Raw genomic sequence first — 24,471 nt, 5'->3', positions numbered from 1 at the left:
TCATGCCCGATTCAGGCGTGGCCGCCCAGGTAGACCTCGGCCACGCGGGGGTCCCCGGCCAATTCGCACGCCGGGCCGGACAGGACGATGCGCCCGCCTTCCATCACATGCGCGGTGTCGGCCACCGCCAGGGCGGCGCGGGCATTCTGCTCCACCAGCAGCACCGGCAGGCCGGAGGCGCGGATCTCCCGCACCAGTTCGAAGATCTGCGCCACCAGCTTCGGCGCCAGGCCCAGGGAGGGCTCGTCCAGCAGCAGCAGGCGCGGGCGCGACATCAGGGCGCGGCCGATGCACAGCATCTGCTGCTCGCCGCCCGAAAGGCTGCCGGCCTTCTGGCGGAAGCGCTCGCGCAGGCGGGGGAACAGCGCCAGCACGCGCTCCTGCTCCGCGGCGAAATCGGCGCCGGGCAGCCGCATGCCACCCAGGCGCAGGTTCTCCGCCACCGTCATGGCGCCGAAGATCTGCCGGCCCTCCGGCGCCTGGGCGATGCCGTGGCGCAGCACCGCATGCGCCGGCAGGCCGCCGATGGCCGCGCCGTCAAAGGTGATGCTGCCGGCGCTGGGCGCGTAGACGCCCGACAGGGTGCGCATCAGCGTCGTCTTGCCCACGCCATTGGCGCCGAGCACGGAGACCACCCCCTCGCCCGGCACCGACAGGTCCACGCCGCGCAGGATCTCCAGCGCGCCGAGGCGGACGTGCAGGCCGCGCACCTTAAGCATCCGCGGTGCCCAGATAGGCCTCGCGCACCGCGGGATCGGCCTGCACCTCGGCGGGCGTGCCGTCGGCGATCTTCCGGCCAGAGGCCAGCACCATCACGCGGCGGCAGATGCCCATCACCAGCCCCATGTCGTGCTCCACCAGCAGCACGGTCAGGCCGCCGGCGTTCAGCCGGGTGATGAAGGCGGCGAGTTCCGCCGTCTCGCGGTCGTTCAGCCCGGCGGCGGGCTCGTCCAGCACCAGCAGCCGCGGCTGGGTGGCCAGGGCGCGCGCGATTTCCAGGTACTTGCGCTTGCCGTAGGCGAGCTGCGCGGCCAGCAGCTCGGCCTCCGCGCGCAGGCCGCAGCGGTCCAGCGCGTCGTAGGCGGCGCGCGAGATCGCCTCGGCACGGCCGCGGGCGGCGGGGCCGGGCCACAGCGCGTCCCACACGCCATGGCCGATGCGCCCGGCCGCGCCGACCGCCACGTTGTCGAAGGCGGTCATGTTGGGGAAGACGCGCAGGTTCTGGAAGGTGCGGCCGATGCCCAGCCGGGCGATGGCCTGCGGCGCCAGCCCGTTCAGGCGCCGGCCGGCGAAGCGCGCCTCGCCGGAACTGGGCGGGGTGAAGCCGCTGATCAGGTTGAACAGCGTGGTCTTGCCGGCGCCGTTGGGGCCGATCAGGCCGGACAGGTCGCCCTCGCGCACCTCGCCCGAGACGTCGTCCACCGCCAGCAGCCCGCCGAAGCGGCGGGACAGGCGGTCCATCTCCAGCAACGGCGCGGTCATTTCCAGCCCAGCATCCGCCCGTCCGGCGCGCGCCAGCCCTCGCCGATGCGGCGCAGGAATTTCAGCGTCTCGATCTCGCCCAGCAGGCCGCGCGGCAGGAACAGGATGCAGCCGAACATCACCAGCCCGACGACGATGTTGCGCACGTCGCCGGCGAAGCGCAGCGCCTCGGGCAGCAAGGCCAGCAGCACGGCGCCCACCACCGCGCCGGGAATCGAGCCCAGGCCCCCCACCACTACCATGGCGAGGATGAGGATGCTCTCGCTGAAGCGGAAATCGGTGGGCGAGACGAAGCCGGTGGAATGCGCCCACAGCGCGCCGGCCAGCCCGGCAAGGAAGGCGGAAACGGCGAAGACCTCCAGCTTCAGGCGCGGCACGTCGAGGCCCATGGCGGCGGCGCACTGGTCGTCCTCGCGCAGCGCCCGCAGCGCGGTGCCGTGGTAGGAATGCGCCACCCGATGCGCCACCGCGATGCTGAACAGCGCCACCAGCGCCGTGACCATGTAGGTGCCGGCGGCCGAGGACAGGTCCAGCCCGAAGACGTTGATGCCGGGAATGCCCGGGATGCCCAGCGGCCCGCGGGTGAAGCCCACCCAGTTGAGCAGCGTGACGTAGATCATCTGCCCAAGCCCCAGCGTGGCGACGGCGAAGTAGATGGAGACCAGCCGCATGGTCGGCACCGCCACCAGCAGCCCGGCCAGCATGGTGACGATGCCCGCCGCCGGCAGCGTCAGCAGGAAGGGCCAGCCCAGCCAGGTGCCCAGCTTGGCCGCGGTATAGGCTCCCACCCCGTAGAAGGCGGCGTGCCCCAAGGACAGCAGCCCGGCCACCCCGGTGATGAGCTGCATGGACACGCCCAGGATGGCGAAGATGGCGCAGACGGTGGCGACCCGGAAGCCGTAGCCGCCGCCGGCCAGCCACAGCGCGCCCGGCAGCAGCACCAGCAGCAGCAGCGCCAGCGCGCCGAGGTTGCGGCTAGACGCGCTCACGCCCACCCCCGAACAGCCCCTGCGGGAAGAAGAACAGCACCAGCAGCAGCGCGGCATAGGCGATGATGTCGCTCCAGCCCTGGGCGATGAACTCGGTGGCCACCGCCTCGCTGACGCCGAGCAGGATGGCGCAGATGACGGCGCCGGGAATGGAAGACAGCCCGCCCATCACCATGGCGACGAAGGCCTTGACCCCCGGCGCGAAGCCCATGTGCGGCTGGATGTCCGCCGTGTACAGCCCGATCAGCAGCCCCGCCACCGCCCCCATGGCCGAGCCGATGGCGAAGGTGGCGATGACGGTGCGGTTGGCGTTGATGCCGACGAACTGCGCCCCCAGCGGGTTGGCCGCGACGGCGCGGATGGACAGGCCGATGTCGGTGCGGTGCAGCACCCATTGCAGCGCGCCGAACATCACGATGGCCGCGCCGAGGATCCAGAGCTGGCCGTTGATGATGACCAGCTCCGCCAGCGGGCCGGTCACGCCGAGGTCCCCTAGCAGGATCGGGTCCTGCAGGCGGAAGCGCTCGGGCACCACCTGCATGTCGGCGCCGAGGAACTTCTCCGTCAGCTCGCGCACCACGATGGAGACGGCGAGCGAGGAGAGCAGCGTCGCCTCGCGCACCGCCTTGGATTTCAGGCTGGCCTCGTCGCGGAAGCGGCGGAACGGGCGGAAGGCGATGCGCTCCAGCCCGAAGCCCAGCATGGCGCCCACCGCCAGCACCACCAGCACCGCCGCCAGCAGCGGCGGCCCGAGGGTGGTGAGCAGCACCAGCCCGGCGAAGGCGCCGAGCATGTAGACCTCGCCATGGGCGAAGTTCACCACGTTCAGCACGCCGAAGATCAGCGTGAAGCCGATGGCCACCAGCGCGTAGACCAGCCCGACGGACAGGCCGTTCAGCACCTGCTGGAGGAAGAAGACGTCGAACACGGCCCTACAGCGCCGTGAAGCGGCCTTCCCGCACCTGCATCCGCGCCAGCGTCTTCGATGGCTCGCGCGTCTGCGGGTCGAAGGTGGTGGCGCCGGTCACGCCGGGGAAGTCGCGCGTCGCGGCGAGTTCGTCGCGCAGGCGGGCGCGGGTGATGTCGGGCGCGGCGCGGGCCACAGCTTCCAGCATGATGTTCACCGCATCGAAGGCCTGGGCGCTGAAGCTGTTGGGCTCCATGTTGAAGCGGCGCGTGTGCTCGGTCACGAAGGCCTGCACCGCCGGGTCCGGGTTGGTGGGCATGAAGCTGGTCGCCAGGAACAGGCCCTCCGCCGCCTGGGCGCCGGCCAGCTCGATCAGGCGCGGCTCATAGAGGGAGGAGGTGGCGTAGAAGGGCATGCGCATCGCCAGCTGGCGGCGCTGCTGCAGCACCGCGGCGCCATCCTCGTAGAACATGCCGAGGTAGACCGCGTCCGGCCGCTCGCGCTGGATCTTGGTCAGGATGGAGCGGAACTCGCGGTTGCCGGGGTTGAAGAACTCGGTGCTCGTCACCTCGCCGCCGCCGGCGGTGAAGGCGGTGTTGAAGCCCTGCGCCACGCTCTGCCCCCAGTCGTTCTGGATGCAGATGACGGCGACGCGCTTCACCCCGTTGCCGGCCGCCCAGCGTGCCACGAAGGGCCCCTCATAGGCCTGGGTGGTGATGTTGCGGAACTGGAAGCGCGAGATGCCCACGAAATCAGGGTGCGACGCCGTCTGGCTCAGTTGCGGCACCCCGGCGCGGGCGAAGACCTGCGCCGCCGCCATGGAGGCGGAGGAGGAGAAGTCCCCCAGCACGCCCACCACCTCGGCGTTGTCGCTGAATTTCTGCGCCACGCTGGTCGCCTCGCGTGCGTCGGAGCGCGTGTCCTCGTAGAGGATCTGCACCGGCACCGGGATGCGGCGGGCGGCGTTGAACGCCTCCAGCGCCATGGTCGCGCTCTGGCGGAAGCGGATGCCGTACTGGCTGAACTCGCCGGTCAGCGGCAGCATGTAGCCGAGCGTGACGGGGCGGGACTGCGCCAGCGCCACGCCCGGAAGCGCGGCCCCGGTAAGCGCGGCACTGGCCAGCAGCAGGCTGCGTCGGTCCAGCATGGTCGGTCTTCCTCGTCTTCCTCAGGCGGGAAGCATGACGCGCCGCAGCAAGCCGGGTCAACCGGAGGAAGCGTCCAGCATCCGGCGCTCCCGACGCCACAGCATCCGCCGCGCCACCATCCACGCGACCGGCGCGGCGCCGATGAAGCTGAGGGCGGCGGCGCCGTAATAGGCCCAGGCCGCGTCCTCGAAAGGCATGTCCCGCGGGACGGCGACGGCGAGGATCATCCCCAGGAAGCCGAAGATGACGGCCGCGATGGGCATGTAGGCGAGAAGGGCCAGCTTCCACATGACGAGGTCTCCGCGATCGATGCGGAGGGATAACGGTTCAACCCAGCACGAGGTTCACCTGCTCGCCCATGCGCTCGAAGGCGGCGCCATAGGCGTGGATGGAGGTCGCCACCTCGGCCGAGCAATTGGCCAGCCGGTGGATCAGCATGGGGTCGGCGGGGCCGTGGCAGGTGTCGCCCTCGCAACGCAGGAAGGCGCCGTTCGGGCGCAGCGTCGCGGGCTCGTAGTGGTGCTCGGTCAGGATGCCGCGGTGCACGCCGAAGGCGCACCAGGTGCGGTGGGCGTGCACCGGCGACATCTGCATCGGCCGCCACACCAGCGCCACCACGGCGTAGCCCTCGCCCTCGCCCAGCAGGTGGCGGACGTAGCGCTCCGGATTGGCGGGGCAGTCGCGGCCCTCCAGCAGCAGCGGGTCGCGCAGGAAGGGGGCCATGGCGTCGGCGATGGCCCCGGGCCGCGCGGCCAGCGGGGCGCGGGCGGCGGCGGCGATGGCGGCCAGCATGGTGTCCAGCGCCAGGCCGGAACGGAACACGTTCATATCGCGATCCCCGCCTCGGGCGCCGTCAGCGCCGCCACCACCATGGTGCGGCTCTCGGCCACCTGCCCGTGCATCAGCCGGGCCGCTTCCTCGCCGCGGCCCAGGGCCAGGGCCTCCACCAGCGCGTGGTGCTCATGCGCCATCTCGCCGGTGCGGTCGCGGCGCGACAGGCCCAGCACCAGCATCCGCGTGCTCTCGTCCAGCAGGCGGGCGATCTGCCGGGCCAGCCGCGCATTGCCCGACAGCTCGGCGATGGCGACGTGGAAGGCCTTGTTGGCCTGCAGGAAGGCCATGGCGCTGGCGGCATCCGTGGGGTCGTAGCCGGCGGCGCAGATGCCATCCAGGCGCTGCAGCATCTCGGCGTCCACCCGGCCGGCGGCGCGGCGGGCGGCCTCCGGCTCCAGCATCAGGCGCAGGTCGAAGACCTCGTGGATGTCGCGGATGGTGACCAGGCTGACCACCCAGCCGCGGCGCGGCACGGAAGTGACCAACCCTTCCTCGCCCAGCCGGGCCAGCGCGGCGCGGATCGGCGCCTTGCCCAGCTCCAGCCGCTCCGCCGCCATCGCCTCGCTGATCACCTCGCCGGGCGCCAGGCGGGTGGACAGGATGTCGGCCCGCAGCTGCGCCACGGCGCGCTCCGTCAGGGAAAGCGGCGGCTCCAGGGAAAGGGCATGCGACATGCGGGCTGACCGGGCAATAACATGTCAGAGCCTAGCCGGGCACCCGCCGGCCCGCAAGCGGAATCAGTCCACTGTGGCGCCGGAGCGCCGCACCACCTCCGCCCAGCGGGCGATGTCCTGGCGCTGGATGGCGGCGAAGCCCTCGGGCGTGTCCACCGGCGGCGGGGAGATGGCCTGCTCCTCCACCAGCCAGCGGCGGAAGGCGGGGTCGGCCAGGGCGCGGTTCACCTCCTGGCTCACGCGCTCGACGATGGGGCGCGGCAGGTTGGCCGGCCCGAACAGGCCGTACCAGGTGGTCGAAACGAAGCCGGGCAGGCTGCACGCCTCCGCCACCGTCGGCACGTCGGGCAGCGCGGGCAGGCGCTGCGCGGTGGACACCGCCAGGCCCCGCACCTGGCCCTGGCGGATGGCGGGGATGGCCGGGCCGGTCTGGTTGAAGAAGAAGTCCACGTCGCCGGCCAGCAGCGCCGTCTGCGCCCCGGGCTGGCCGCGATAGGGGATGTGCGTCGCCTCGATGCCCGCAGCGTTGACGAACTGCGCGCCGGCGAGGTGGGTGGACGCGCCGTTGCCGGTGGAGGCGAAGTTCAGCCCGCCGCGCGCCTGCCGCGCCGCCGCCAGCAGCGTCGCGCAGTCGGTGAACTGCGGCCGCCGCTCGACGCTGACGGTGAGGATGTTCGGCACGTCGCCCAGGTGGGCGATGGGGGTGAAGTCCCGCACCACGTCGAAGGGCAGGGAGCGGTAGAGCGAAGCGTTGATGGCGTGGGTGCCGGCGGTGCCGAAGTAGAAGGTGTAGCCATCCGGCCGCGCCTTTGCCACGAAGTCGGACCCGATGTTGCCCCCGGCGCCGGTGCGGTTGTCCACCACGATGGTCTGGCCCAGGGCGCGGGACAGCGGCTCGGCCAGCCGCCGCTGGTAGATGTCCACGCCGGAGCCGTTGGGGAAGCCGCCGATCAGGGTGATGGGGCGGGCCTGGGGCCACGGGGCCTCCTGGGCCAGGGCCGGGGCGGCCAGGGCTGCGGCCATCGGCAGGAGGATGCTGGTGCGGCGGCGGATCATGCGGCGCAGCATCGCCCCGCCGAGGCAGGACATGCAAGCCTCAGCGCTGCGGGGAAAGCAGGGTCTGCGGCGGCGGCAGGAACTCCGGCCAGGGCGGCCTGGGGGCGGCGTCGGGCGGACGGCAATCGGGGCGAAGCGGGCCGCAATCCCAGCGGTGGCCATCCGGCCGCGCCGTCATCTGCCCGCCGGGCTGGAAGCGGCATAGGCACAGGCGCCCGTCGAAGCAGGCGGTCATCCCCTCCCGTTGCGGGGTGCATTGCGGCACCTGGGCCGCGGCCGGCGCGGCGCAGAGGAGCAGCAGAAACAGAAAGGGCCGGCGCATGGCCGGCCCAGACTGCGATGCGAGGGTTGAAGGAACCCTTACTTCATGCCCACGGCCTGGCGGCCGCGCTGCCCGTCCCGCACGTCCAGCGAGACCTTCTCGCCCTGCTGCAGGTCGGTGCGGCCGGCGCGGTTCAGCACGGAGGAGTGCAGGAACACGTCCTGGCCGCCGTCGCTCGGCGTCACGAAGCCGAAGCCGCGCACCGTGTCAAACCACTTCACCGTGCCCTCGAGCGGGTAGACGGGGCCCGAGCCCTCGTCGAAGCCGCCACGGCGCGGGCCGCCGCCGCCACCGCCGCCGAAGCCGCCCGAACGCGGGCCGCCGAAACCGCCGCGGTCACCACCGCCGAAGCCGCCGGAGCGCGGGCCGCCGAAGCCGCCGCGGTCGCCGCCGCCGAAGCCGCCACCGCCGAAGTCGCGCCGGGGCGGACGGTCGCCGAAGCCGCCGCCGCCACCGGGGCCGCCGAAGTCACGGCGCGGGGGACGGTCGCCGAAGTCGCGCCGGGGCGGGCGGTCACCAAAGCCGCCCGGGCCGCGCGACGCGCCGCCACCGGGGCCGCGCTTCAGCTCGGTGATGCGGGTGACGAGGCGGCGGCCGGAACGGTCCGTGCCGATCTCGCACACCAGGATGTCGTCGGTGTCGGGCTGGTCGATGTTGGCATCGGTCAGGGCGGAGGCGTGGAAGAACACGTCCTGCCCGTCCGGTCCGAGCACGAAGCCGAAGCCCTTGCGCCCGTTGTACCACTTCACCTTGGCCTCGATCAGGCCCTCGCCGCCGCCGGCGGAAAAATCGTCAGACACGTCTTTGTTCAATCCATGGAACGTCACCGGCCCCGCGGGATGCAGCACCGGAGGCCCTAGACTGGCATTCCTGCCGCCCGAATGCACGAAAAAAGAATCAGCCGAAGCGGGAGGGCGCGAAGGCAGGCGGCACGGGCGCGCCGCGCATCCCTTCCACGGCGAGCGCGGCGGAGGCGGGGGCGGCGGCCAGCCCGACATGCCCATGCCCGAAGCACAGCCACACATCGGCCGTGGCGCGCGCCGGCCCGATCACCGGCAGCCCGTCCGGTGTGGACGGGCGATGGCCCATCCAGACCTGCCCGCCCTCGCCTTGCAGCCGGGGAAACATGCCGCGCAGGCGCTCCGCGAGGATCTCCGCGCGGCGCCAGTCGGGCGCGGCGTCCAGCCCGGCGATCTGCACCTGCCCGGCCACGCGCAGCCCGCCCTCGGTGAGCGTGATGCCCATCTTGCCGTCACTGGGCATCACCGGGCGGCGCGGCGCGATGCCGGGCTCGGGGAACACGGCGTGGTAGCCGCGCTCGCTTTCCAGCGGGACGCGGCTGCCCAACAGGCGGACGAGCGGTGCCGAATGGATGCCGGCAGCCAGCACGGCGCGGTCGGCCGGCACCTCGCCGACATCCGTCAGCACGGCGCGCAAACGGCCGGCCTCGACACGGAATGCGGTGGCGCGGGCGGCGACGCGGTGGGCGCCGCGCGCTTCGGCCAGCGCCGTCAGAACGGCCACATAGCCACCCGGGTCGCGGCAATGCGCCCCCTCCCCCACCAGCACGCCGAAGCCGTAGCGCGGCGACAGCTCCGGCTCGGCCTCGCGCAGCGCGGCGGCGTCCAGCTCCTCGCACCGCAGGCCCAGCTCGGCGCGGATGCGCCAGGCCAGTGCCTCGGCGGTGAAGGCGGCGCGATCGGGGAAGGGGTAGAGCAGCCCATCCTGGCGGATCAGCTCCGTCCGGCCGGCGCGCGCCGCCAGCGCGGCGTGGCGGGCCGGGGCGTCGCGCAGCAGGCCGCGCAGCGCCGTGGCGGTGCGGCGCACCTGCGCCTCCGTCCAGCCCGAGAGCAGGTACCGCGCCAGCCAGGGCGTCGCCGCCGGCAGCCGCGCCGGACGGATGGAAACCGGGCCGAGGGGGTCGCGCAGGAAGCCCGGCAACTTGCGCCACAGCCCCGGCGTGGCCGGAGGGATAATGCTGCCCGGCGAGATCCAGGCCGCATTGCCGTAGCTGGCGGCCTGGGCGCCGCCGGGTGGTCCGGGCTCGATCAGCGTGACGGCGTGGCCGGCATCCTGGAGTTCCAGCGCCAGGCAGGCGCCCAGGATGCCGCCGCCGATGACCGCGGCGGTGCTCAACCCGCGGCCAGCACCGCGCGCTTGGCCATCACGGAGACGAGATGCGCCCGGTATTCGGCGGAACCGTGGATGTCGCTGTTCAGCCCATCCGCGTCCTGCTTGATGGCGGCCACCGCATCGGCGCTCCAGTTCGCGGAGAGCGCGGCCTCCATCGCCGCCTGCCGGAACACGCAGGGGCCGGCGCCGTTGATCGCCACCCGCACGCCCATCGGCCCGCGCGAGACGAAGGCACCCGCCATCACGTAGCGCGAGGCCGGGTTGCGCATCTTGGCGTAGCCCGCCTTCTCCGGAATGGGGAAGGAGATGGCGGTCAGCAGCTCATCCTGCTCCAGCGCCGTGGTGAACATGCCGAGAAAGAAGTCGTCGGCCGCGATCTTGCGCTTGCTGGTGTGGATCGTCGCCCCCAGCCCCAGCACGGCGGCGGGGTAATCCGCGGCCGGGTCGTTGTTGGCGACGCTGCCGCCCATGGTGCCGCGGTTGCGCACCTGGGTGTCGCCGATGTGCTTGGCGACGAAGGCCAGCATGGGGATGGCGGCCTTGACCTCCGGGCTGGTCGCCACCGCCTCGTGCTTGGTCAGCGCGCCGATCACCAGGGCGTTGCCCTCGCGCCGGATGCCCTTCATCTCGGCGATGCCGGACAGGTCCACCAGGGCGGAGGGCTTGTTGAGGCGGTGCTTCAGCGCCGGGATCAGCGTGTGCCCGCCGGACACCGCCTTGGCGTCCGGGTCGGCCAGCAGCTTCACCGCATCGGCGACGGAGGACGGCTTGTGATAGGCGAAATCATACATGCCCCGGACTCCCTATTTCGTCCCGTGGATGATGGACCAGATCTTCGGCGGTGTCGCCGGCATCTCGACGTGATTCACGCCGTAGTCGCGCAGCGCATCCACCACCGCGTTGATGACCGCCGGCGGCGAGCCGATGGCGCCGACCTCGCCGCAGCCCTTCACGCCGAGCGGATTGTGGGTGCACAGCGTCGCGTGGGTGGCGACGGACACGGGCGCCAGGTCGTCGGCGCGCGGCATGGCGTAGTCCATCATGCTCGCGCTCAGCAGCTGGCCGCCCTCGTCATAGACGCAGGCCTCCAGCAGCGCCTGGCCGACGCCCTGCGCCACGCCGCCCTGCACCTGGCCTTCCACGATCATCGGGTTGATGACGCGGCCGACATCGTCAACGGCGGTGAAGTTGACCAGGGACACCTTCCCCGTCTCCGGCTCGATCTCCACCTCGGCGATGTGGCAGCCGCCGGGATAGGTGAAGTTCTTGGGGTCGTAGAAGGCGGTCTCCTCCAGCCCCGGTTCCAGCTCGTCATGCGGGAAGTTGTGCGGGACGTAGGCGGCGAGGCTGATCTCAGCCAGCGCCTTGGTCTTGTCGGTGCCGGCGACGCGGAAGGTGCCGCGCTCGAACTCCACGTCCTCGACGGCGGCTTCCATCAGGTGCGCGGCGATCTTGCGCCCCTTGGCGATGATCTTGTCCATCGCCTTGTCCATGGCGCTGCCGCCCACGGCCAGCGAGCGCGAACCATAGGTGCCCATGCCGAAGGGCACCTTGGCGGTGTCGCCATGCACCACGTCCACCTGCGCCACCGGCACGCCCAGCTTGTCCGCCACCAGCTGGGCGAAGGTCGTCTCGTGGCCTTGGCCGTGGCTGTGCGCGCCGGTCAGCACCGTGACGCTGCCGGTCGGGTGCACGCGGATGGTGCCGACCTCGTAGAGCCCCGCCCGCGCGCCCAGCGAACCCACCACGGCGGAGGGCGCGATGCCGCAAGCCTCCAGGTAGGTGGAGATGCCGATGCCGCGCAGCTTGCCGCGCGCCTTGGCCTCCGCCCGCCGCGCCTCGAAGCCGTGCCAGCCCGAGGTTTCCAGCGCCTGCGACAGCGTGGAGAAGTAGTCGCCGCTGTCGTATTCCAGCGCCACCGGCGTCTGGTAGGGGAAGGCGTCGGTGGCGATGAAGTTCCGCTTCCGCAGCTCGATCTTGTCGAAGCCGCATTGCTTGGCGGCCACGTCCACCAGGCGCTCCAGCAGGTAGGTCGCTTCCGGCCGGCCGGCGCCACGATAGGCATCCACCGGCACGGTGTTGGTGAAGACCGCCTTCACCTCGGCGTAGATGGCCGGCGTCTTGTACACCCCGGCCAGCAGCGTGGCGTAGAGGTAGGTGGGCACGCAGGGCGCGAAGGTGGAGAGGTAGGCGCCCATGTTCGCCTGGGTCTGCACGTGCAGCGCCAGGAAGGTGCCGTCCTTGTCCAGCGCCAGCTCGGCGCGCGTCACGTGGTCGCGCCCATGCGCGTCCGACATGAAGGATTCCGTGCGGTCGGCGGTCCACTTCACCGGGCGGCCCAGCTTGTGCGCGGCCCAGGTGACGATCGCCTCCTCGGCGTAGTGGTAGATCTTGGAGCCGAAGCCGCCGCCCACGTCGGGCGCCACCACCCGCAGCCTGGATTCCGGGATGTTCAGCACGAAGGCGCCCATCAGCAGGCGGATGACGTGCGGATTCTGGCTGGTGGTGTAGAGGGTGTGCTCGCCCGTCGTGGTGTCGTAGTCGCCGATGGCGGCGCGGGGTTCCATGGCGTTGGGCACCAGGCGGTTGTTCGTCGTCTCGAACACCACGCGGTGCGCGGCCTGGGCGAAGGCGGCGTCCACGCCCGCCTTCTCGCCGATGTGCCAGTCGTAGCAGAGGTTGGACGGCAGGTCGTCATGCACCGCCGGGGCGCCGGGGGCCTGGGCCTGCGCCATGGTGGTGGCGCTGGGCAGCACCTCGTAGGCGACGGTGATCGCCTCCGCCGCGTCGCGCGCGTGCTGGCGGGTGTCGGCGATCACCACCGCCACCGGGTCGCCCACATGGCGCACCTTGCCCTCGGCCAGGACGGGGTGCTTCGGCTCCGCCATCGGCGTGCCGTCCTTGTTGTGGATCTGCCAGCCGCAGGGGATGCCGCCCACCGCCGCCATGTCCTCGCCGGTGTAGACCGCGCGCACGGCGGGCATCCCCTTGGCCGCCGCCGTGTCCAGCGCCGTGATGCGCGCATGGGCGTGCGGGGAGCGCAGGATGAAGGCGTGCAGCTGGCCGGGGCGGTTGATGTCGTCGGTGTATTGCCCGCGGCCGGACAGGAAGCGCAGGTCCTCCTTGCGGCGGACGCTGGCGCCGATGCCTTCGAATGGGGCCATCACGTTCATGGCGGTCGTTCCTCCCGTATGTGTGACCCGGCGCGGGGTTGGCCCCCGCTGCCGGCAACCTCGCGTGCCGGGCCGGGCTACTCCGCCGCGGCGGCCAGGCTCTCGCGCCGGCCGTGCATCACGTCCTGCGCCGCGGCGATGGCCTTCACGATGTTGTGGTAGCCGGTGCAGCGGCACAGGTTGCCTTCCAGCCCCTCGCGGATCTCGGCCTCGCTCAGCCCCTGCGGGTTCTTCTGCACCAGGTCCACCGCGCTCATCACCATGCCGGGCGTGCAGAAGCCGCATTGCAGGGCGTGGTACTCGCGGAAGGCCTCCTGCATCGGGTGAAGCGTGCCGTCAGGCTTGGCCAGCCCTTCGATGGTGGTCACGCTCGCCCCCTCGCAGGCCACGGCGAGGGTGGTGCAGGCCTTCACGGATTCGCCGTCCATGTGCACCACGCAGGCGCCGCACTGGCTGGTGTCGCAGCCCACATGGGTGCCGGTCAGGCGCAGCTTCTCCCGCAGGAGTTCCACCAGCAGGGTCCGGCCCTCGACCTCGACCGTGTGCGCGGTCCCGTTCACGCTGAGCGTCACTTGCGGCATCTGGGCCCTCCCTGGCGTTCGCTGGGGCGGAGCGTTGCGCGCGCCGTGCGCGAGGTCAAGCGTTCGGCGGCGGCGCCTGCAGCGTCAGCAGCCGCCCGCGCGTGAGCAGCAGGGCCACCCCCAGCACCAACGTGCCGAGCGGCCAAAGCGCGAGCACGCCCAGCCCCAGCTGGGCGCCGAACAGGCCGGCACCCAGCGCCACCTCCGGGTCCGCGCTTCCCAGGTAGGGCAGGACCATGGTGCAGTTGCCCAGCGCCAGCGCCAGCATGAGGAACTGGAAGCCCCAGAAGGCCCACTTCACCCCCCGCCCGAAAGCGCTGCGCGGCGCCCGGGCGCGGAAGGTCAGCGCGCCGGGCGCCGGCTCAGGCGGCACGGAAGGCGGTCGGCGGCGGCCGGTTCAGCAGCGGGTTCTGCGCCGCCGGCAGGTCGTTCAGGTGGCAGGCCGCGAGGTGGCCGGCCTCCGTGTCCTTCAGCTTCGGCTCCTCGCTGCGGCAGCGGTCGTGCACGTAGGGGCAGCGGGTGTGGAAGCGGCAGCCCGGCGGCGGGCGGATGGGGCTGGGCACGTCGCCCTGCAGGGTGATGCGCTCCCGCCCCGCGCCGGGCACCGGGATGGGCACGGCGGAGAGCAGCGCCTCGGTGTAGGGGTGGCGGGGGCGGCCGAACAGCGTGCGGCGCTCCGCCACCTCGACGATCTTGCCCAGGTACATCACCGCCACGCGGTGCGTCATGTGCTCGACGATGGCGAGGTCGTGGGAGATGAAAAGCATCGCCAGCCCCAGCTCGGCCTGGAGGTCCTGCAGCAGGTTGACGATCTGCGCCTTCACGCTGACGTCCAGCGCGCTGACCGCCTCGTCGCACACGATGAGGTCCGGCTCGGCCGCCAGCGCGCGGGCGATGCCGATGCGCTGGCGCTGGCCGCCGGAGAACTCGTGCGGCCAGCGGTTCACGGCGTCGCGCGGCAGGCGGACCTTGTCCATCAGCTCGGCGATGCGGCGATCCAGGTCGGCGGCATCCTTCGCCAGGCCGAAGTTGCGGATCGGCTCGGCCAGGATGTCACGCACGCGCATGCGCGGGTTCAGGGAGCTGAAGGGGTCCTGGAACACCACCTGCATCTGCCGGCGCAGCGGGCGCAGCGTGCCGGCGGGCATGTCGTCGATGCGGGTGCCGTTCAGCACCACCTGCCCCGCGGTGAGCGGGAAGAGCCGCAGCACCGCCTTGCCCACGGTGGACTTGCCGCAGCCGCTCTCGCCCACCAGGGACAGCGTCTCGCCCTTGCTGATGGAGAAGGAGACGCCGTCCACCGCGTAGACGTGCCCCACGGTGGAGCCCAGCAGCCCGCCGCGGATGGGGAAATGCTTCTTGAGGTCGCTGACCTCCAGGATGGCTTGGCTCATGCCGCGAGCACCCCCTCCTTCTCGGCGTAGTGGCAGGCGGCGACGTGGCGGGGCGCCTTCTCCTCCAGGGCCGGCGCCACGGCGCGGCAGAAATCCGTCGCCTTCGGGCAGCGGGAGGCGAAGACGCAGCCGGGGATCTTCTGCTTCAGCGACGGCACCAGCCCGGGGATCTCCGCCAGCCGCGAGGTCTCGCCGGTCAGCGAGGAGCCGAGCTTGGGCACCGAGCCCAGCAGGCCCTGGGTGTAGGGATGCTTGGGCGCGCGGAACAGCTCGCCCACCGGCGCCTCCTCCACCTTCTTGCCGGCATACATCACCACCACCCGCTCCGCGACCTCGGCCACCACGCCCAGGTCGTGGGTGATGAGGACGATGGCCGCCCCCACCCGCGTCTTGAGGTCGCGCATCAGGTCGAGGATCTGCGCCTGGATGGTCACGTCCAGCGCCGTGGTCGGCTCGTCGGCGATCAGCAGCTTCGGGTTGCAGGCCAGCGCGATGGCGATCATCACGCGCTGGCGCATGCCGCCCGAAAGCTGGTGCGGGTATTCGCGCACGCGCCGCCCGGGCTCGGGGATGCCGACGAGGCGCAGCATCTCCACCGCGCGCTCCTCGGCCGCGGCCTTGCTCAGGCCCTGGTGCAGCCGCAGCGTCTCGCCGATCTGGCGGCCATTGGTCAGCACCGGGTTCAGCGAGGTCATCGGCTCCTGGAAGATCATGCTGATCTCGTTGCCGCGGATGGCGCGCATCTCGCGGTCCGACAGCTTCAGCAGGTCCTTGCCCTGAAACCGGATGGACCCGGCGATCTTGCCCGGCGGCTCGGGGATGAGGCGCAGGATGGACATGGCGGTGACGGACTTGCCGCAGCCGCTCTCGCCCACCACCGCCAGCGTCTCGCCGGCGCGGACGGAGAAGGAGACGCCGTCAACGGCGCGGTTCACTCCGTCCATGGTGCGGAAATGCGTCTGGAGGTTCTCGACCTCCAGCAGCATGGGGCGGTTGTCGGCCATGCCGGTCATCGCGTTCACAGCCGCTTCGCCAGGCGCGGGTCGATGGCGTCGCGCAGGCCGTCGCCCAGCAGGTTCACCGCCAGCACGGTGATGGACAGGAAGATGGCCGGGAAGAAGACGATGTAGGGCTTCACCTGCCACAGCGCCCGGCCCTCGGCCATGATGTTCCCCCAGGAGGGGATGATGGGCGGGGTGCCCGCGCCGATGAAGCTCAGGATCGCCTCCGTGATCATCGCCGCCGCGCAGATGTAGGTGGCCTGCACGGTGAGCGGCGCCAGGGTGTTGGGCAGGATGTGCTTGAAGATGATGGCCGGCGTGCGCGTGCCCGAGGCCACGGCGGCCTCCACATAGGGCTGCTCGCGCAGGGACAGCACGACGCCGCGCACGAGGCGCGAGACGCGCGGGATCTCGGCGATGGTGATGGCGATGATGACGTTCTGCACCGAGCCGCGCGTCAGCGCCATCAGCGCGATCGCCAGCAGGATGGGCGGGATGGACATCATGCCGTCCATCACCCGCATGATGATGGAATCGGCGATGCGGTTGAAGCCCGACATCAGCCCGATGAACAGCCCCGCCGCCGAGGCGAGGATGGCGACGGAGAAGCCCACGATCAGCGACACCCGCGCGCCGTAGAGCACGCGGGAATAGACGTCGCGCCCCAGCATGTCCGAGCCGAACCAGAACTGCGCCGAGGGTTCGCGCGTGCGCAGCGCCGGCGCCAGGGCCGTGGGGTCCTTGGTCCACAGCACGGGGGCGAAGACGGCGACGAACACCATCAGCAGCAGCAGGAAGCCGCCCAGCGCCATGGTGGGGTTGCGCCGCAGGAAGCCGACGAAGCCGCGCCTGGGCTTCACGTCCGGCAGGATGTCCGGCATGGGCGCGGCCACCGCCGTCCCGGGGGGGATGGTCACGGCGCTCATCAGTAGCGGATCCTCGGGTCGAACAGGGTGTAGAGGAGATCAATCAGCAGGTTCACCAGCACGTAGACGAAGGAGAACAGCAGCACGACGCCCTGGATCACCGGGTAGTCGCGCCGCAGGATGGCATCCACCGTCAGCCGCCCGAGGCCGGGGATGGCGAAGACGCTCTCGGTCACCACCGCGCCGCCGATCAGCAGCGCCATGCCGATGCCCACCACGGTGACGATGGGCACCGCGGCGTTCTTCAGCGCGTGCAGGAACAGGATGGAGGCCTGGTTGGCCCCCTTGGCGCGGGCGGTGCGGATGTAGTCCTGGCTCAGCACCTCCAGCATGGTCGCGCGGGTGATGCGCGCGATCAGCGCGATGTACACGCCGCCCAGGGCGATGGCGGGCAGGATCAGGTTCTCCAGCCAGGGGAACAGCCCTTCGCGGAATGGCGTGTAGCCCTGCACCGGCAGCCAATCCAGTTCCAGCGCGAAGACATAGGCCAGCAGGTAGCCGACCACGAAGACCGGAACGGAGAAGCCCAGCACCGCGAAGCCCATCACCGCGCGGTCCACCGTGGTGCCCTGCTTCCAGGCCGCCACCACACCCATCGGCACCGCGATGGACACCGCGAGGATCAGCGTCAGCACGCAGAGCGACAGCGTCGGCTCCACCCGCTGGGCGATCATCGTGCTCACCGGCAGGTTGGTGAAGATGGAGGTGCCGAGGTCGCCGGACAGGATGTCCCCCACCCAGGCGCCGAAGCGCACCAGGTAGGGGCGGTCCAGCCCGAGCGAGGCGCGGATGCGTTCCACATCCTCCGGCGTCGCCTGGTCGCCGGCGATCACCGCCGCCGGGTCGCCCGGGGCGAGATACAGCAGCGAGAAGACGAAGAGCGCCACCACCGCCATGACGGGGATGGTGGCGAGGACTCGGCGGAGGATATAGGCCCACATGGCGCGATCAGACCCCAGGCTTCACGACTTGGAAACACCCCAGGCGAAGGGGATCGGCCCCTTCACCACGCCCGACACGTTCCGGCGCCACGCCTGGTAGCCCAGGAAAAAGCCGGTGGGGACGTAGACCACGTTCTCCAGCGCGGCGCGGTTCAGGCCGCGCATGGCGGCCTTCTCGGCCTCCAGGTCCGGCGCCTCGAACCACTCGTTCACCTTCTGCTCGACGGCCGGGATGTTGGGCCAGCCGAACCAGGCGCCGTCGCCATTGGCGCGGATGGCGGTGTAGGCGGCCGGGTTGGTGCAATCCGCCCCCGCATGCCAGGAGAAGAAGATGTTCCAGCCGCCGGCGCTGGGCGGGTTCTTCATGGCGCGGCGCTGGCCCACCGTGCCCCAGTCGGTCGCCACGAAATCCACATTCATGCCCAGGCGGCGCAGCAGGTCGGCCGTCACGTCGCCCTGCGCCTTGGTGATGGGCTGGTCCTGCGCCGCCAGCACGGTGACGGGCTGGCCGGAATAGCCGCTTTCCCGCAGCAGGGCGCGCGCCGCGTCCAGGTTGCGCGGGCCGGAGATCACCTCGCCGCCCTCCTCGTTGTAGAGCGGCGTGCCGGGGGTGAAGAAGCCGGGCAGCCGCTTCCACAGCGCGTCGTCGCTGCCGACGAGCGCGCGCATGTAGTCCTCCTGGCTCATCGCCATGAGGATGGCGCGGCGGGCGCGCACGTCGTTGAAGGGCGGGTGCAGGTGGTTGAGGCGGAAGGCGCCGATGTTGCCCAGCGGGTCGGCGATGTCGAGCTGGATGTTGCGGTTGCGGCGCAGCAGCGGCACCAGGTCGGTCAGCGCGTTCTCCCACCAGTCCACCTCGCCGTTCTGCAGCGCGGAGGAGGCGGTGGCGGGGTCGGGCATGATGGCCCACTCGACGCGGTCCACCAGCATGCGCTTGCCGCCGGCCAGCCAGCTCGCGGGCTCCTGCCGCGGCACGTAGCCCTCGAAGCGCTGGAACACGGCGCGCGCGCCCGGCACCCATTCGTTGCGCACGAAGCGGCAGGGGCCCGAGCCCACATGCTCGGTGATCTGCTGGAAGGGGTCGGTGCGGGCGATGCGCTCCGGCATGATGAAGGCCATGGGCGAGTTGTTCTTGCCCAGGGCGTAGAGCATCTTCGGGAAAGGCCGGCTGAGCACCCAGCGGAAGGTGCGGTCATCCACCGCCACCAGCTCCTGCTGGATGGCGCGGATCATCAGCCCCATCGGGTCGCGGGCCATCCAGCGCGTCAGGCTGGCGACGACGTCGCTGGAGCGCACCGGCTCGTTGTCGTGGAAGCGCAACCCCTCGCGCAGGCGGAAGGTCCAGGTGCGGCCGTCGGCGCTGGTCTCCTCGCTTTCCACCATCTGGCGCTGCGGCACCAGCTGGTCGTTGATGCCGTAGAGCGTGTCCCACACCAGCACGGCGGCGTTGCGAACCACGTATTGCGTGCCCCAGATGGGGTCGAAATTGGCGAGGTTCGCCTGCGGCACGAAGCGCAGCGTGCGGGCATTGGCGCCCTGGCTCAGCGCGGGGGCAGCGATGCCCGAAGCCGCCAGCGCGGCGCCGGCGCCGATGCCAGCGCCGATGAAGGTCCTGCGATCCATTCGTGATGCTCTCCCAAACCCTGTCATGCCCCGGGCTTCAGCCCATTGCCCCGGAGCGTGCCGCAATCCTGGGCATCCCCCAAGGGAAACCCGCCTGACCACCGCATCGGCATGCTGCCTTGCAGCATCCGTGCCAGTTCACGCCCGCCGGACGTTCCAGAACAGCGCCGGACCGCCCTTGACCACGTCGGTGATGCTGCGCCGATAGGCCTGCCGCGGCAGCACCAGGCCGAGCGGCAGGAAGGGCACCTCCTCCATTGCCACGCGCTGGATGCGCGCGGCGATGGCGCGTTCCGCCGCCTGGTCGGGCGCGTCGAACCATTCCTCGCGCAGCGCCTCCAGCCGCGGCATGGTGGGCCAACCGGACCAGGCCTGCGCCCCATGCCCCCGCAAGGGCTGGTGCGAGCCGGGCACCGAGACGTCCAGCCCCTCCCAGGTGGTGCAGAAGGCGGACCAGCCGCCCTGCTCGATCGGGCCGCGATTGGTGCGGCGCTGGATCTGCGTGCCCCAGTCCATCGCCGGCATGTCCACGGTGAAGCCGATGCGGCGCAGCAGGTCGGCCGCCACCTCGCTGAGGTTCTGCAGCACCGGCAGGTCGGTGGCGGACATCATCACCACGCGCTCGCCGCGATAGCCGCTCTCGCGCAGGGCGCGCTGCGCGGCGGCGAGGTCGCGCGGGCCGGTCAGCGGCTCCAGCCCCTCGGTGGTGGCCAGCGGCGTGCCGGGGGTGAAGACGCCCGACGGCACGCGCGACAGCGCGCGGTCGGTGCCGATGGCGGCGTCCATGAAGGCGCGCTGGTCCAGCGCCGGCAGGATGGCGCGGCGCACCTCCACCTTGTCGAAGGGCGGATGGAGGAAGTTGAAGCGCAGCACGCCGAGGTTGCCGGCCTGGTTGATCAGGTCCACCACGATGTCGCGGTTGCGCTGCAGGGCGGGCAGCAGGTCGGCCAGCGGGGTTTCCCACCAATCCACCTCGCCGCGGGTCAGCGCGCCATTGGCGGTGGAGGGGTCGGGCAGGATGCGCCATTCCACGCGGTCGAAATGCACGCGCTTGCCGCCGGCCAGGAAATCCGCCGCCTCGTCGCGCGGGCGGTAGCCGTCGAAGCGCTCATAGATCGCGACGTCGCCGGGGCGGAACAGGTCCTGGCGGAAACGGAAGGGGCCGGAGCCCACCGCCTCGCCCACCTGGGCGAAGGGGTCGGTGGCCGCCAGCCGCGCCGGCATGATGGCGCAGATATTGGCCGAGGGCTTGCCCAGCGCCCAGGCCAGGCCCGGCCAGGGGCGCTTGAGGCGGATGCGGATGTCGCGCTCGTTCGGGGCGGCGATTTCGTCGGCCAGGGCGTCGAGGCGCTGGCCCAGCACGTCGCGCTTCGACCAGCGGCGGATGGACGCCACCGCATCCGCCGCCGTGACCGGGCTGCCATCGTGGAAGCGCAGCCCCTCGCGCAGGCGGATGGTCCAGGTCAGGCCATCGCTGCTCACCTCGTGCCCCTCGGCCATCTGCGGGCGGGCGCGGAACTGGCCGTCCAGGCCGAACAGCGTGTCCCACACCATCAGCCCGTGGTTGCGGACGATGACGGCGGTGGACCACACCGGGTCAAGGCTGGCGAGGTTGCTCTGCGGCACGAAGCGCAGCACGCGCTGCGCCCCCTGCCCCGAGGCATGGCCGGGCAACGCCAGGGCGCCGGCGGCGGCGAGGGCGCGGCGGGTGATCATGCGGTCTTTCCGATGTTCCAGAACACGGTGGCCGGCACGCGAAAGGCGCCGGTGACGCGGCGGTTCAGCGCCGTGGGCTGCCAGTAGTAGCCCAGCGGCACATAGGGCAGCGTGCGCATCGCCTGCCCGTTCAGCCGCCGCGCGATGGCCTGCTGCTCGGCCTCCGTCTCGGCATCCAGGAAGGCCAGGCGGTCCGCCTCGATGGCGGGGTCGTCTGGCCAGCCGAACCAGGCATTGGCGCCGTTGGCGCGCAGGAACAGGTGCACCGGCGGCAGGGCCAGGGCGTCGCCGCTGGCGGTGGTGTGGAAGATGCTCCAGCCGCCGCGCTCGACGGGTTCGCGCGAGGCACGGCGCTGCACCAGCGTGCCCCAGTCGCTCGCCACCAGCTCCACGTTCATGCCCATGCGGCGCAGCAGGTCATGCGTCACCAGGCCGAGCGCGTTGATCTGCGGGTAGTCGGAGGGGGTGATGAGCACCACGCGCTCGCCATTGTAGCCGCTCTCGCGCAGGGCGGCGCGGGCGCGCTCGACGCTGCGGACCTTCAGGATGTCGGCGCCGGCATCGGTGGCCAGCGGGCCGCCGGCGGGGAAGACGCCCTCCATCACGCCCCAGCCGCGCGGGTCCTCGCCGGCCACGGCGCGCAGGTAGTCGCGCTGGTCCACCGCCATCGCCACCGCCTGCCGCACCTTCGGGTTGTTGAAGGGTGCGTGCAGGTGGTTGAAGCGCAGGCAGCCATAGGTGCCATGGATCAGCCGCTGCTCCACCACCGCTTCGCGCGAGCGGCGCAGCAGCGGCAGCAGGTCGTGCACCGCGTATTCCCAGTAGTCCTGCTCGCCATTCGCCATGGCGCCGGCCGCGGTGGCGGCGTCGCTGATGACGGTCCAGTCCACCCGGTCCACCCGGGCCACCTTGCCGCCGGCCAGCCCGTCCGGCGCCTCCTGCCGGGGCACGTAGCCGTCGAACTTCGCCCAGACCGCGCGGGCGCCGGGGCTCCATTGATCCGCGAGGAAGCGGAAGGGGCCGGAGCCGGTGGCGTCGCGCACCTGGGTCGCGGCATCGGTGGTGGCCAAGCGCTCGGGCAGGATGAAGGCTGGGCCCTGCCCGCGGCCCAGCGCGAGCGCCAGCAGCGGGAAGGGGCGCTTGAGCTTCGCCTCGAAGCGGCGGTCATCCAGGGCGCGCCATTCCTCCACCGCGCCGCCGGCGATCTGGCCGAAGGTCTCGCGCTGCGCCCAGCGCTTGATGGAGGCGATGCAGTCGGCCGAGCGCACCGGCTGGTTGTCGTGGAACTTCAGCCCCTCGCGCAGGGTGAAGCGCCAGGTGCGGCGATCCTCGCTGACCTGCCAGCCTTCCAGCATCTGCGGCTGCACGCGGCCCTGCGAATCCTCGGCCGTCAGCGTGTCATAGACCAGGAAGCCGTGGTTGCGGGTGACCACCGCCGTGGTCCAGATCGGGTCCAGGCTGGTGAGGTTGGCCTGGGGGATGACGCGCAGCGTGCGCGCCGCCTGGGCCGACGCGTCGTGGACCGCGAAGGGGGCGGCGAGCGCCCCGAGGAGCAAGGGGCGCCGCTGCATCGGTCAGGTCCTCCTGAGGTTCCAGAAGATGGCGAAGCCGGGCACCCGGTCCGCCAGGTTGCGCCGGAAGGCGGTGACGGAGCGGTAGGCGCCGACCGGGATGAAGGGCACCTCGTCCATCGCCACGCGCTGCATCTCGCGCGCGATGCGCTGCTGGGCGGCGAGGTCAGGGGCGTCGAACCACTGGTCGCGCAGCTCCTCCAGCCGGGGGATGGTGGGCCAGCCGGGCCAGGAGTTGAGGCCGTTGCCGCGCAAGGGGAAGTGCCCCGCGGGGTCCATGAAGTCGGTGGAGCTGAAGGAGGTGAGCAGCATGGACCAGCCGCCGCGCTCCAGCGGCTCGCGCGAGGCGCGGCGCTGCACCACCGTGCCCCAGTCGGTGATGACGACGTCCGCGTTCACCTGCATGCGCCGCAGCAGGTCGGCGCAGACCTGGGTCATGGCGGCCGGCGCCAGGATGTCGGTCGGGCCGATGAGGCGCATCGGCTGGTTGGTGTAGCCGGCCTCGCGCAGCAGGGCGCGGGCGCGGTCGAGGCTGCGCGGGCCGCGCAGCGGCTCCAGCCCCTCCTCGCTCGCCAGCGGGGTGCCGGGGGTGAAGATGCCGCTGCCGGTGACGTAGAGCGACGGGTCGGTGCCCACGATCGCCTGCATGAAGTCTTCCTGGTTGATGGCGGGCAGGAAGGCCTGGCGGACGCGCTTGTCGTTGAAGGGCGGATGCAGGTGGTTGAAGCGCAGGATGCCGGTGAGCGGCAGCGGGTCTATGGCGTCCAGTGCGACGTTGCGGTTGCGGCGCAGCAGCTGCTGGATCTCCGGCGGCGGCTGCTCGTACCAGTCGATCTCGCCGGTCTGCAGCGCGCCGGCGGCGGTGCTGGCATCCACGATGATGTGCCATTCCAGCCGCTCGAAATGCGCCTGCTTGCCACCGGCGGTGAAGGAGGCGGCGGCCGGATTGGGCACGTAGTCCGGGTTGCGCTCATAGACCACCATTGAGCCGCTGTTGAACTCGCGCGGTGCGAACCGGAAGGGGCCGGAGCCGATGGTTTCGCGGATCTGCTGGAAGGGGTCGGTGCGGGCGATGCGCTCGGGCATCATGAAGGCGACCGGGTTCACCGGGCTGGCCAGTGCCTGGAACAGCAGCGGGAAGGGCTTCTTCAGCCGGAAGCGGATGGTGCGGTCATCGGGCGCAGACACCTCCTCCAGCGCGCGCTCCAGCTGCTGGCCCGAGGGGTTGCGCTTCATCCAACGCCCGATGGAGGCGACGCAGTCGGCGGCGCGCACCGCCTCGCCATCATGCCATTTCAGCCCGTCGCGCAGGGTGATGGTGACCGTCAGGCGATCGTCGCTGACCGTGTGCCCGCTGGCCATCTGCGGCTGCGGGCGGAACTGCGCGTCCATGCCGTAGAGCGTGTCGTAGACCAGGAAGCCGTGGTTGCGGGTGACGTTCGCCGTGGTCCAGATCGGGTCCAGGCTGGTGAGGTTGGCCTGCGGCACGAAGCGCAGCGGCCGCGCCGCCTGGCCATGGCCGAGGCGGGGCGCGGCCAGCGTGGCGGCGGAGGCGGAAAGAAGGAAGGCACGGCGGTCCATGCGGAACGTCCCCGGCAAGGTTGTCGGCGGAAGCCTGACATGTCGGATGAACGGACGGCAAGGCTGTCGCTCAGGGTTCCGGCGTTGCAGCGGGAGACGGGTGCGCAGGCGCGCGAGGATGTGCACGACCTTGTGAAGGAGGTGCGGCTGAACCCGGAGGGAGGGTTGCTGCGGATTGAGGTTCGGGGCGCCTTAGCGGCGATGCTGGCGCTGGGCCAGGGAGTGGAAACGCCGAAAGCCCGTCCAGAGGATCTCTGGACGGACTTCTCGAACACCTATGTTATGTATCGTTGGATGCGGGGACAGGATTTGAACCTGTGACCTTCAGGTTATGAGCCTGACGAGCTACCGGGCTGCTCCACCCCGCGGGGGTGTGGGTGTTGGGGGTGGTGGGGTGGCCTGGCGCTGACCGACTCTCC

General features: G+C 71.5%; 25 protein-coding genes and 1 tRNA gene. 1 reads left to right on the top strand and 25 read right to left on the bottom strand.

Going from position 1 to position 24,471, the window contains the following annotated elements; translation table 11 throughout:
• Positions 1 to 11 precede the first annotated feature (11 nt).
• The 24 genes from ACI6QG_RS11165 to ACI6QG_RS11050 form a co-directional block, all read right to left on the bottom strand.
• On the bottom strand, positions 12 to 719 hold the full coding sequence (locus tag ACI6QG_RS11165; RefSeq protein ID WP_407024634.1) for an ABC transporter ATP-binding protein: 708 nt from the start codon (positions 717 to 719) through the stop codon (positions 12 to 14).
• Entirely contained in the window at positions 712 to 1,482 is a 771-nt protein-coding gene (locus tag ACI6QG_RS11160) for an ABC transporter ATP-binding protein (protein ID WP_407024633.1), read from the bottom strand. The genes ACI6QG_RS11165 and ACI6QG_RS11160 overlap by 8 nt, the downstream gene beginning before the upstream one ends.
• Positions 1,479 to 2,471: a branched-chain amino acid ABC transporter permease gene (locus tag ACI6QG_RS11155; RefSeq protein ID WP_407024632.1), complete on the bottom strand. Its 993-nt coding sequence runs from the start codon at positions 2,469 to 2,471 to the stop codon at positions 1,479 to 1,481. The genes ACI6QG_RS11160 and ACI6QG_RS11155 overlap by 4 nt, the downstream gene beginning before the upstream one ends.
• Complete coding sequence (locus ACI6QG_RS11150; protein ID WP_407024631.1) at positions 2,458 to 3,399, bottom strand: branched-chain amino acid ABC transporter permease; 942 nt, start codon at positions 3,397 to 3,399, stop codon at positions 2,458 to 2,460. Before ACI6QG_RS11150 ends, ACI6QG_RS11155 begins: the two co-directional genes overlap by 14 nt.
• A gap of 4 nt (positions 3,400 to 3,403) precedes the next feature.
• A complete protein-coding gene (locus tag ACI6QG_RS11145) occupies positions 3,404 to 4,525 on the bottom strand; it encodes an ABC transporter substrate-binding protein (RefSeq protein ID WP_407024630.1) in 1,122 nt (373 codons plus the stop codon).
• 57 nt (positions 4,526 to 4,582) lie between these two features.
• Positions 4,583 to 4,816, bottom strand: a complete 234-nt coding sequence (locus ACI6QG_RS11140; RefSeq protein WP_407024629.1) for a hypothetical protein — start codon at positions 4,814 to 4,816, stop codon at positions 4,583 to 4,585.
• Positions 4,817 to 4,853: 37 nt separating this feature from the next.
• Positions 4,854 to 5,354: a cysteine dioxygenase family protein gene (locus ACI6QG_RS11135; protein ID WP_407024628.1), complete on the bottom strand. Its 501-nt coding sequence runs from the start codon at positions 5,352 to 5,354 to the stop codon at positions 4,854 to 4,856.
• Positions 5,351 to 6,034: a GntR family transcriptional regulator gene (locus tag ACI6QG_RS11130; protein WP_407024627.1), complete on the bottom strand. Its 684-nt coding sequence runs from the start codon at positions 6,032 to 6,034 to the stop codon at positions 5,351 to 5,353. Before ACI6QG_RS11130 ends, ACI6QG_RS11135 begins: the two co-directional genes overlap by 4 nt.
• Before the next feature lie 63 nt (positions 6,035 to 6,097).
• Positions 6,098 to 7,123, bottom strand: coding sequence for a Bug family tripartite tricarboxylate transporter substrate binding protein (locus ACI6QG_RS11125; protein ID WP_407024626.1), 1,026 nt, complete (start codon positions 7,121 to 7,123; stop codon positions 6,098 to 6,100).
• 7 nt (positions 7,124 to 7,130) lie between these two features.
• Positions 7,131 to 7,412, bottom strand: a complete 282-nt coding sequence (locus ACI6QG_RS11120; RefSeq protein ID WP_407024625.1) for a hypothetical protein — start codon at positions 7,410 to 7,412, stop codon at positions 7,131 to 7,133.
• A 38-nt stretch (positions 7,413 to 7,450) separates the two neighbouring features.
• Positions 7,451 to 8,212, bottom strand: a complete 762-nt coding sequence (locus ACI6QG_RS11115; RefSeq protein ID WP_407024624.1) for a cold-shock protein — start codon at positions 8,210 to 8,212, stop codon at positions 7,451 to 7,453.
• A 97-nt stretch (positions 8,213 to 8,309) separates the two neighbouring features.
• Complete coding sequence (locus ACI6QG_RS11110) at positions 8,310 to 9,548, bottom strand: NAD(P)/FAD-dependent oxidoreductase (RefSeq protein ID WP_407024623.1); 1,239 nt, start codon at positions 9,546 to 9,548, stop codon at positions 8,310 to 8,312.
• Positions 9,545 to 10,336 carry an FAD binding domain-containing protein gene (locus tag ACI6QG_RS11105; RefSeq protein ID WP_407024622.1) on the bottom strand — a complete coding sequence of 264 codons (792 nt, stop codon included), beginning with the start codon at positions 10,334 to 10,336 and terminating at the stop codon, positions 9,545 to 9,547. The genes ACI6QG_RS11110 and ACI6QG_RS11105 overlap by 4 nt, the downstream gene beginning before the upstream one ends.
• A 12-nt stretch (positions 10,337 to 10,348) precedes the next feature.
• Complete coding sequence (locus ACI6QG_RS11100; protein WP_407024720.1) at positions 10,349 to 12,709, bottom strand: xanthine dehydrogenase family protein molybdopterin-binding subunit; 2,361 nt, start codon at positions 12,707 to 12,709, stop codon at positions 10,349 to 10,351.
• 86 nt (positions 12,710 to 12,795) lie between these two features.
• Positions 12,796 to 13,299, bottom strand: coding sequence for a (2Fe-2S)-binding protein (locus tag ACI6QG_RS11095; protein WP_407024621.1), 504 nt, complete (start codon positions 13,297 to 13,299; stop codon positions 12,796 to 12,798).
• Positions 13,300 to 13,354: 55 nt separating this feature from the next.
• Complete coding sequence (locus ACI6QG_RS11090; protein ID WP_407024620.1) at positions 13,355 to 13,672, bottom strand: hypothetical protein; 318 nt, start codon at positions 13,670 to 13,672, stop codon at positions 13,355 to 13,357.
• Positions 13,662 to 14,693, bottom strand: coding sequence for an ABC transporter ATP-binding protein (locus ACI6QG_RS11085; protein ID WP_407024619.1), 1,032 nt, complete (start codon positions 14,691 to 14,693; stop codon positions 13,662 to 13,664). The genes ACI6QG_RS11090 and ACI6QG_RS11085 overlap by 11 nt, the downstream gene beginning before the upstream one ends.
• Complete coding sequence (locus tag ACI6QG_RS11080; protein WP_407024719.1) at positions 14,690 to 15,706, bottom strand: ABC transporter ATP-binding protein; 1,017 nt, start codon at positions 15,704 to 15,706, stop codon at positions 14,690 to 14,692. Before ACI6QG_RS11080 ends, ACI6QG_RS11085 begins: the two co-directional genes overlap by 4 nt.
• A 5-nt stretch (positions 15,707 to 15,711) precedes the next feature.
• Positions 15,712 to 16,620, bottom strand: a complete 909-nt coding sequence (locus ACI6QG_RS11075; RefSeq protein ID WP_407024618.1) for an ABC transporter permease — start codon at positions 16,618 to 16,620, stop codon at positions 15,712 to 15,714.
• Positions 16,620 to 17,561, bottom strand: coding sequence for an ABC transporter permease (locus ACI6QG_RS11070; protein ID WP_407024617.1), 942 nt, complete (start codon positions 17,559 to 17,561; stop codon positions 16,620 to 16,622). Before ACI6QG_RS11070 ends, ACI6QG_RS11075 begins: the two co-directional genes overlap by 1 nt.
• Before the next feature lie 21 nt (positions 17,562 to 17,582).
• Positions 17,583 to 19,184 (bottom strand): ABC transporter substrate-binding protein, encoded by a 1,602-nt coding sequence (locus tag ACI6QG_RS11065; protein WP_407024616.1) that lies wholly within the window; start codon positions 19,182 to 19,184, stop codon positions 17,583 to 17,585.
• Between the two features lie 138 nt (positions 19,185 to 19,322).
• Entirely contained in the window at positions 19,323 to 20,900 is a 1,578-nt protein-coding gene (locus tag ACI6QG_RS11060; protein ID WP_407024615.1) for an ABC transporter substrate-binding protein, read from the bottom strand.
• Positions 20,897 to 22,471: an ABC transporter substrate-binding protein gene (locus ACI6QG_RS11055; protein ID WP_407024614.1), complete on the bottom strand. Its 1,575-nt coding sequence runs from the start codon at positions 22,469 to 22,471 to the stop codon at positions 20,897 to 20,899. Before ACI6QG_RS11055 ends, ACI6QG_RS11060 begins: the two co-directional genes overlap by 4 nt.
• A 3-nt stretch (positions 22,472 to 22,474) precedes the next feature.
• Positions 22,475 to 24,052: an ABC transporter substrate-binding protein gene (locus ACI6QG_RS11050; protein WP_407024613.1), complete on the bottom strand. Its 1,578-nt coding sequence runs from the start codon at positions 24,050 to 24,052 to the stop codon at positions 22,475 to 22,477.
• Positions 24,053 to 24,091: 39 nt separating this feature from the next.
• On the opposite strand from ACI6QG_RS11050, the gene ACI6QG_RS11045 reads away from it, so the two are divergent.
• Positions 24,092 to 24,373, top strand: coding sequence for a hypothetical protein (locus ACI6QG_RS11045; RefSeq protein ID WP_407024612.1), 282 nt, complete (start codon positions 24,092 to 24,094; stop codon positions 24,371 to 24,373).
• Here the strand turns inward: ACI6QG_RS11045 and ACI6QG_RS11040 are convergent.
• Positions 24,344 to 24,420, bottom strand: a tRNA-Met gene (locus tag ACI6QG_RS11040). The genes ACI6QG_RS11045 and ACI6QG_RS11040 overlap by 30 nt on opposite strands.
• Positions 24,421 to 24,471 lie beyond the last annotated feature (51 nt).

It is taken from the genome of Sabulicella flocculans, from assembly GCF_045449635.1.
In the GTDB taxonomy this organism is placed as follows: Bacteria; Pseudomonadota; Alphaproteobacteria; order Acetobacterales; family Acetobacteraceae; genus Roseococcus.
The sequence above is the reverse complement of the archived record's forward strand: the minus strand, read 5'-3'. Positions and strand labels throughout refer to the sequence as shown.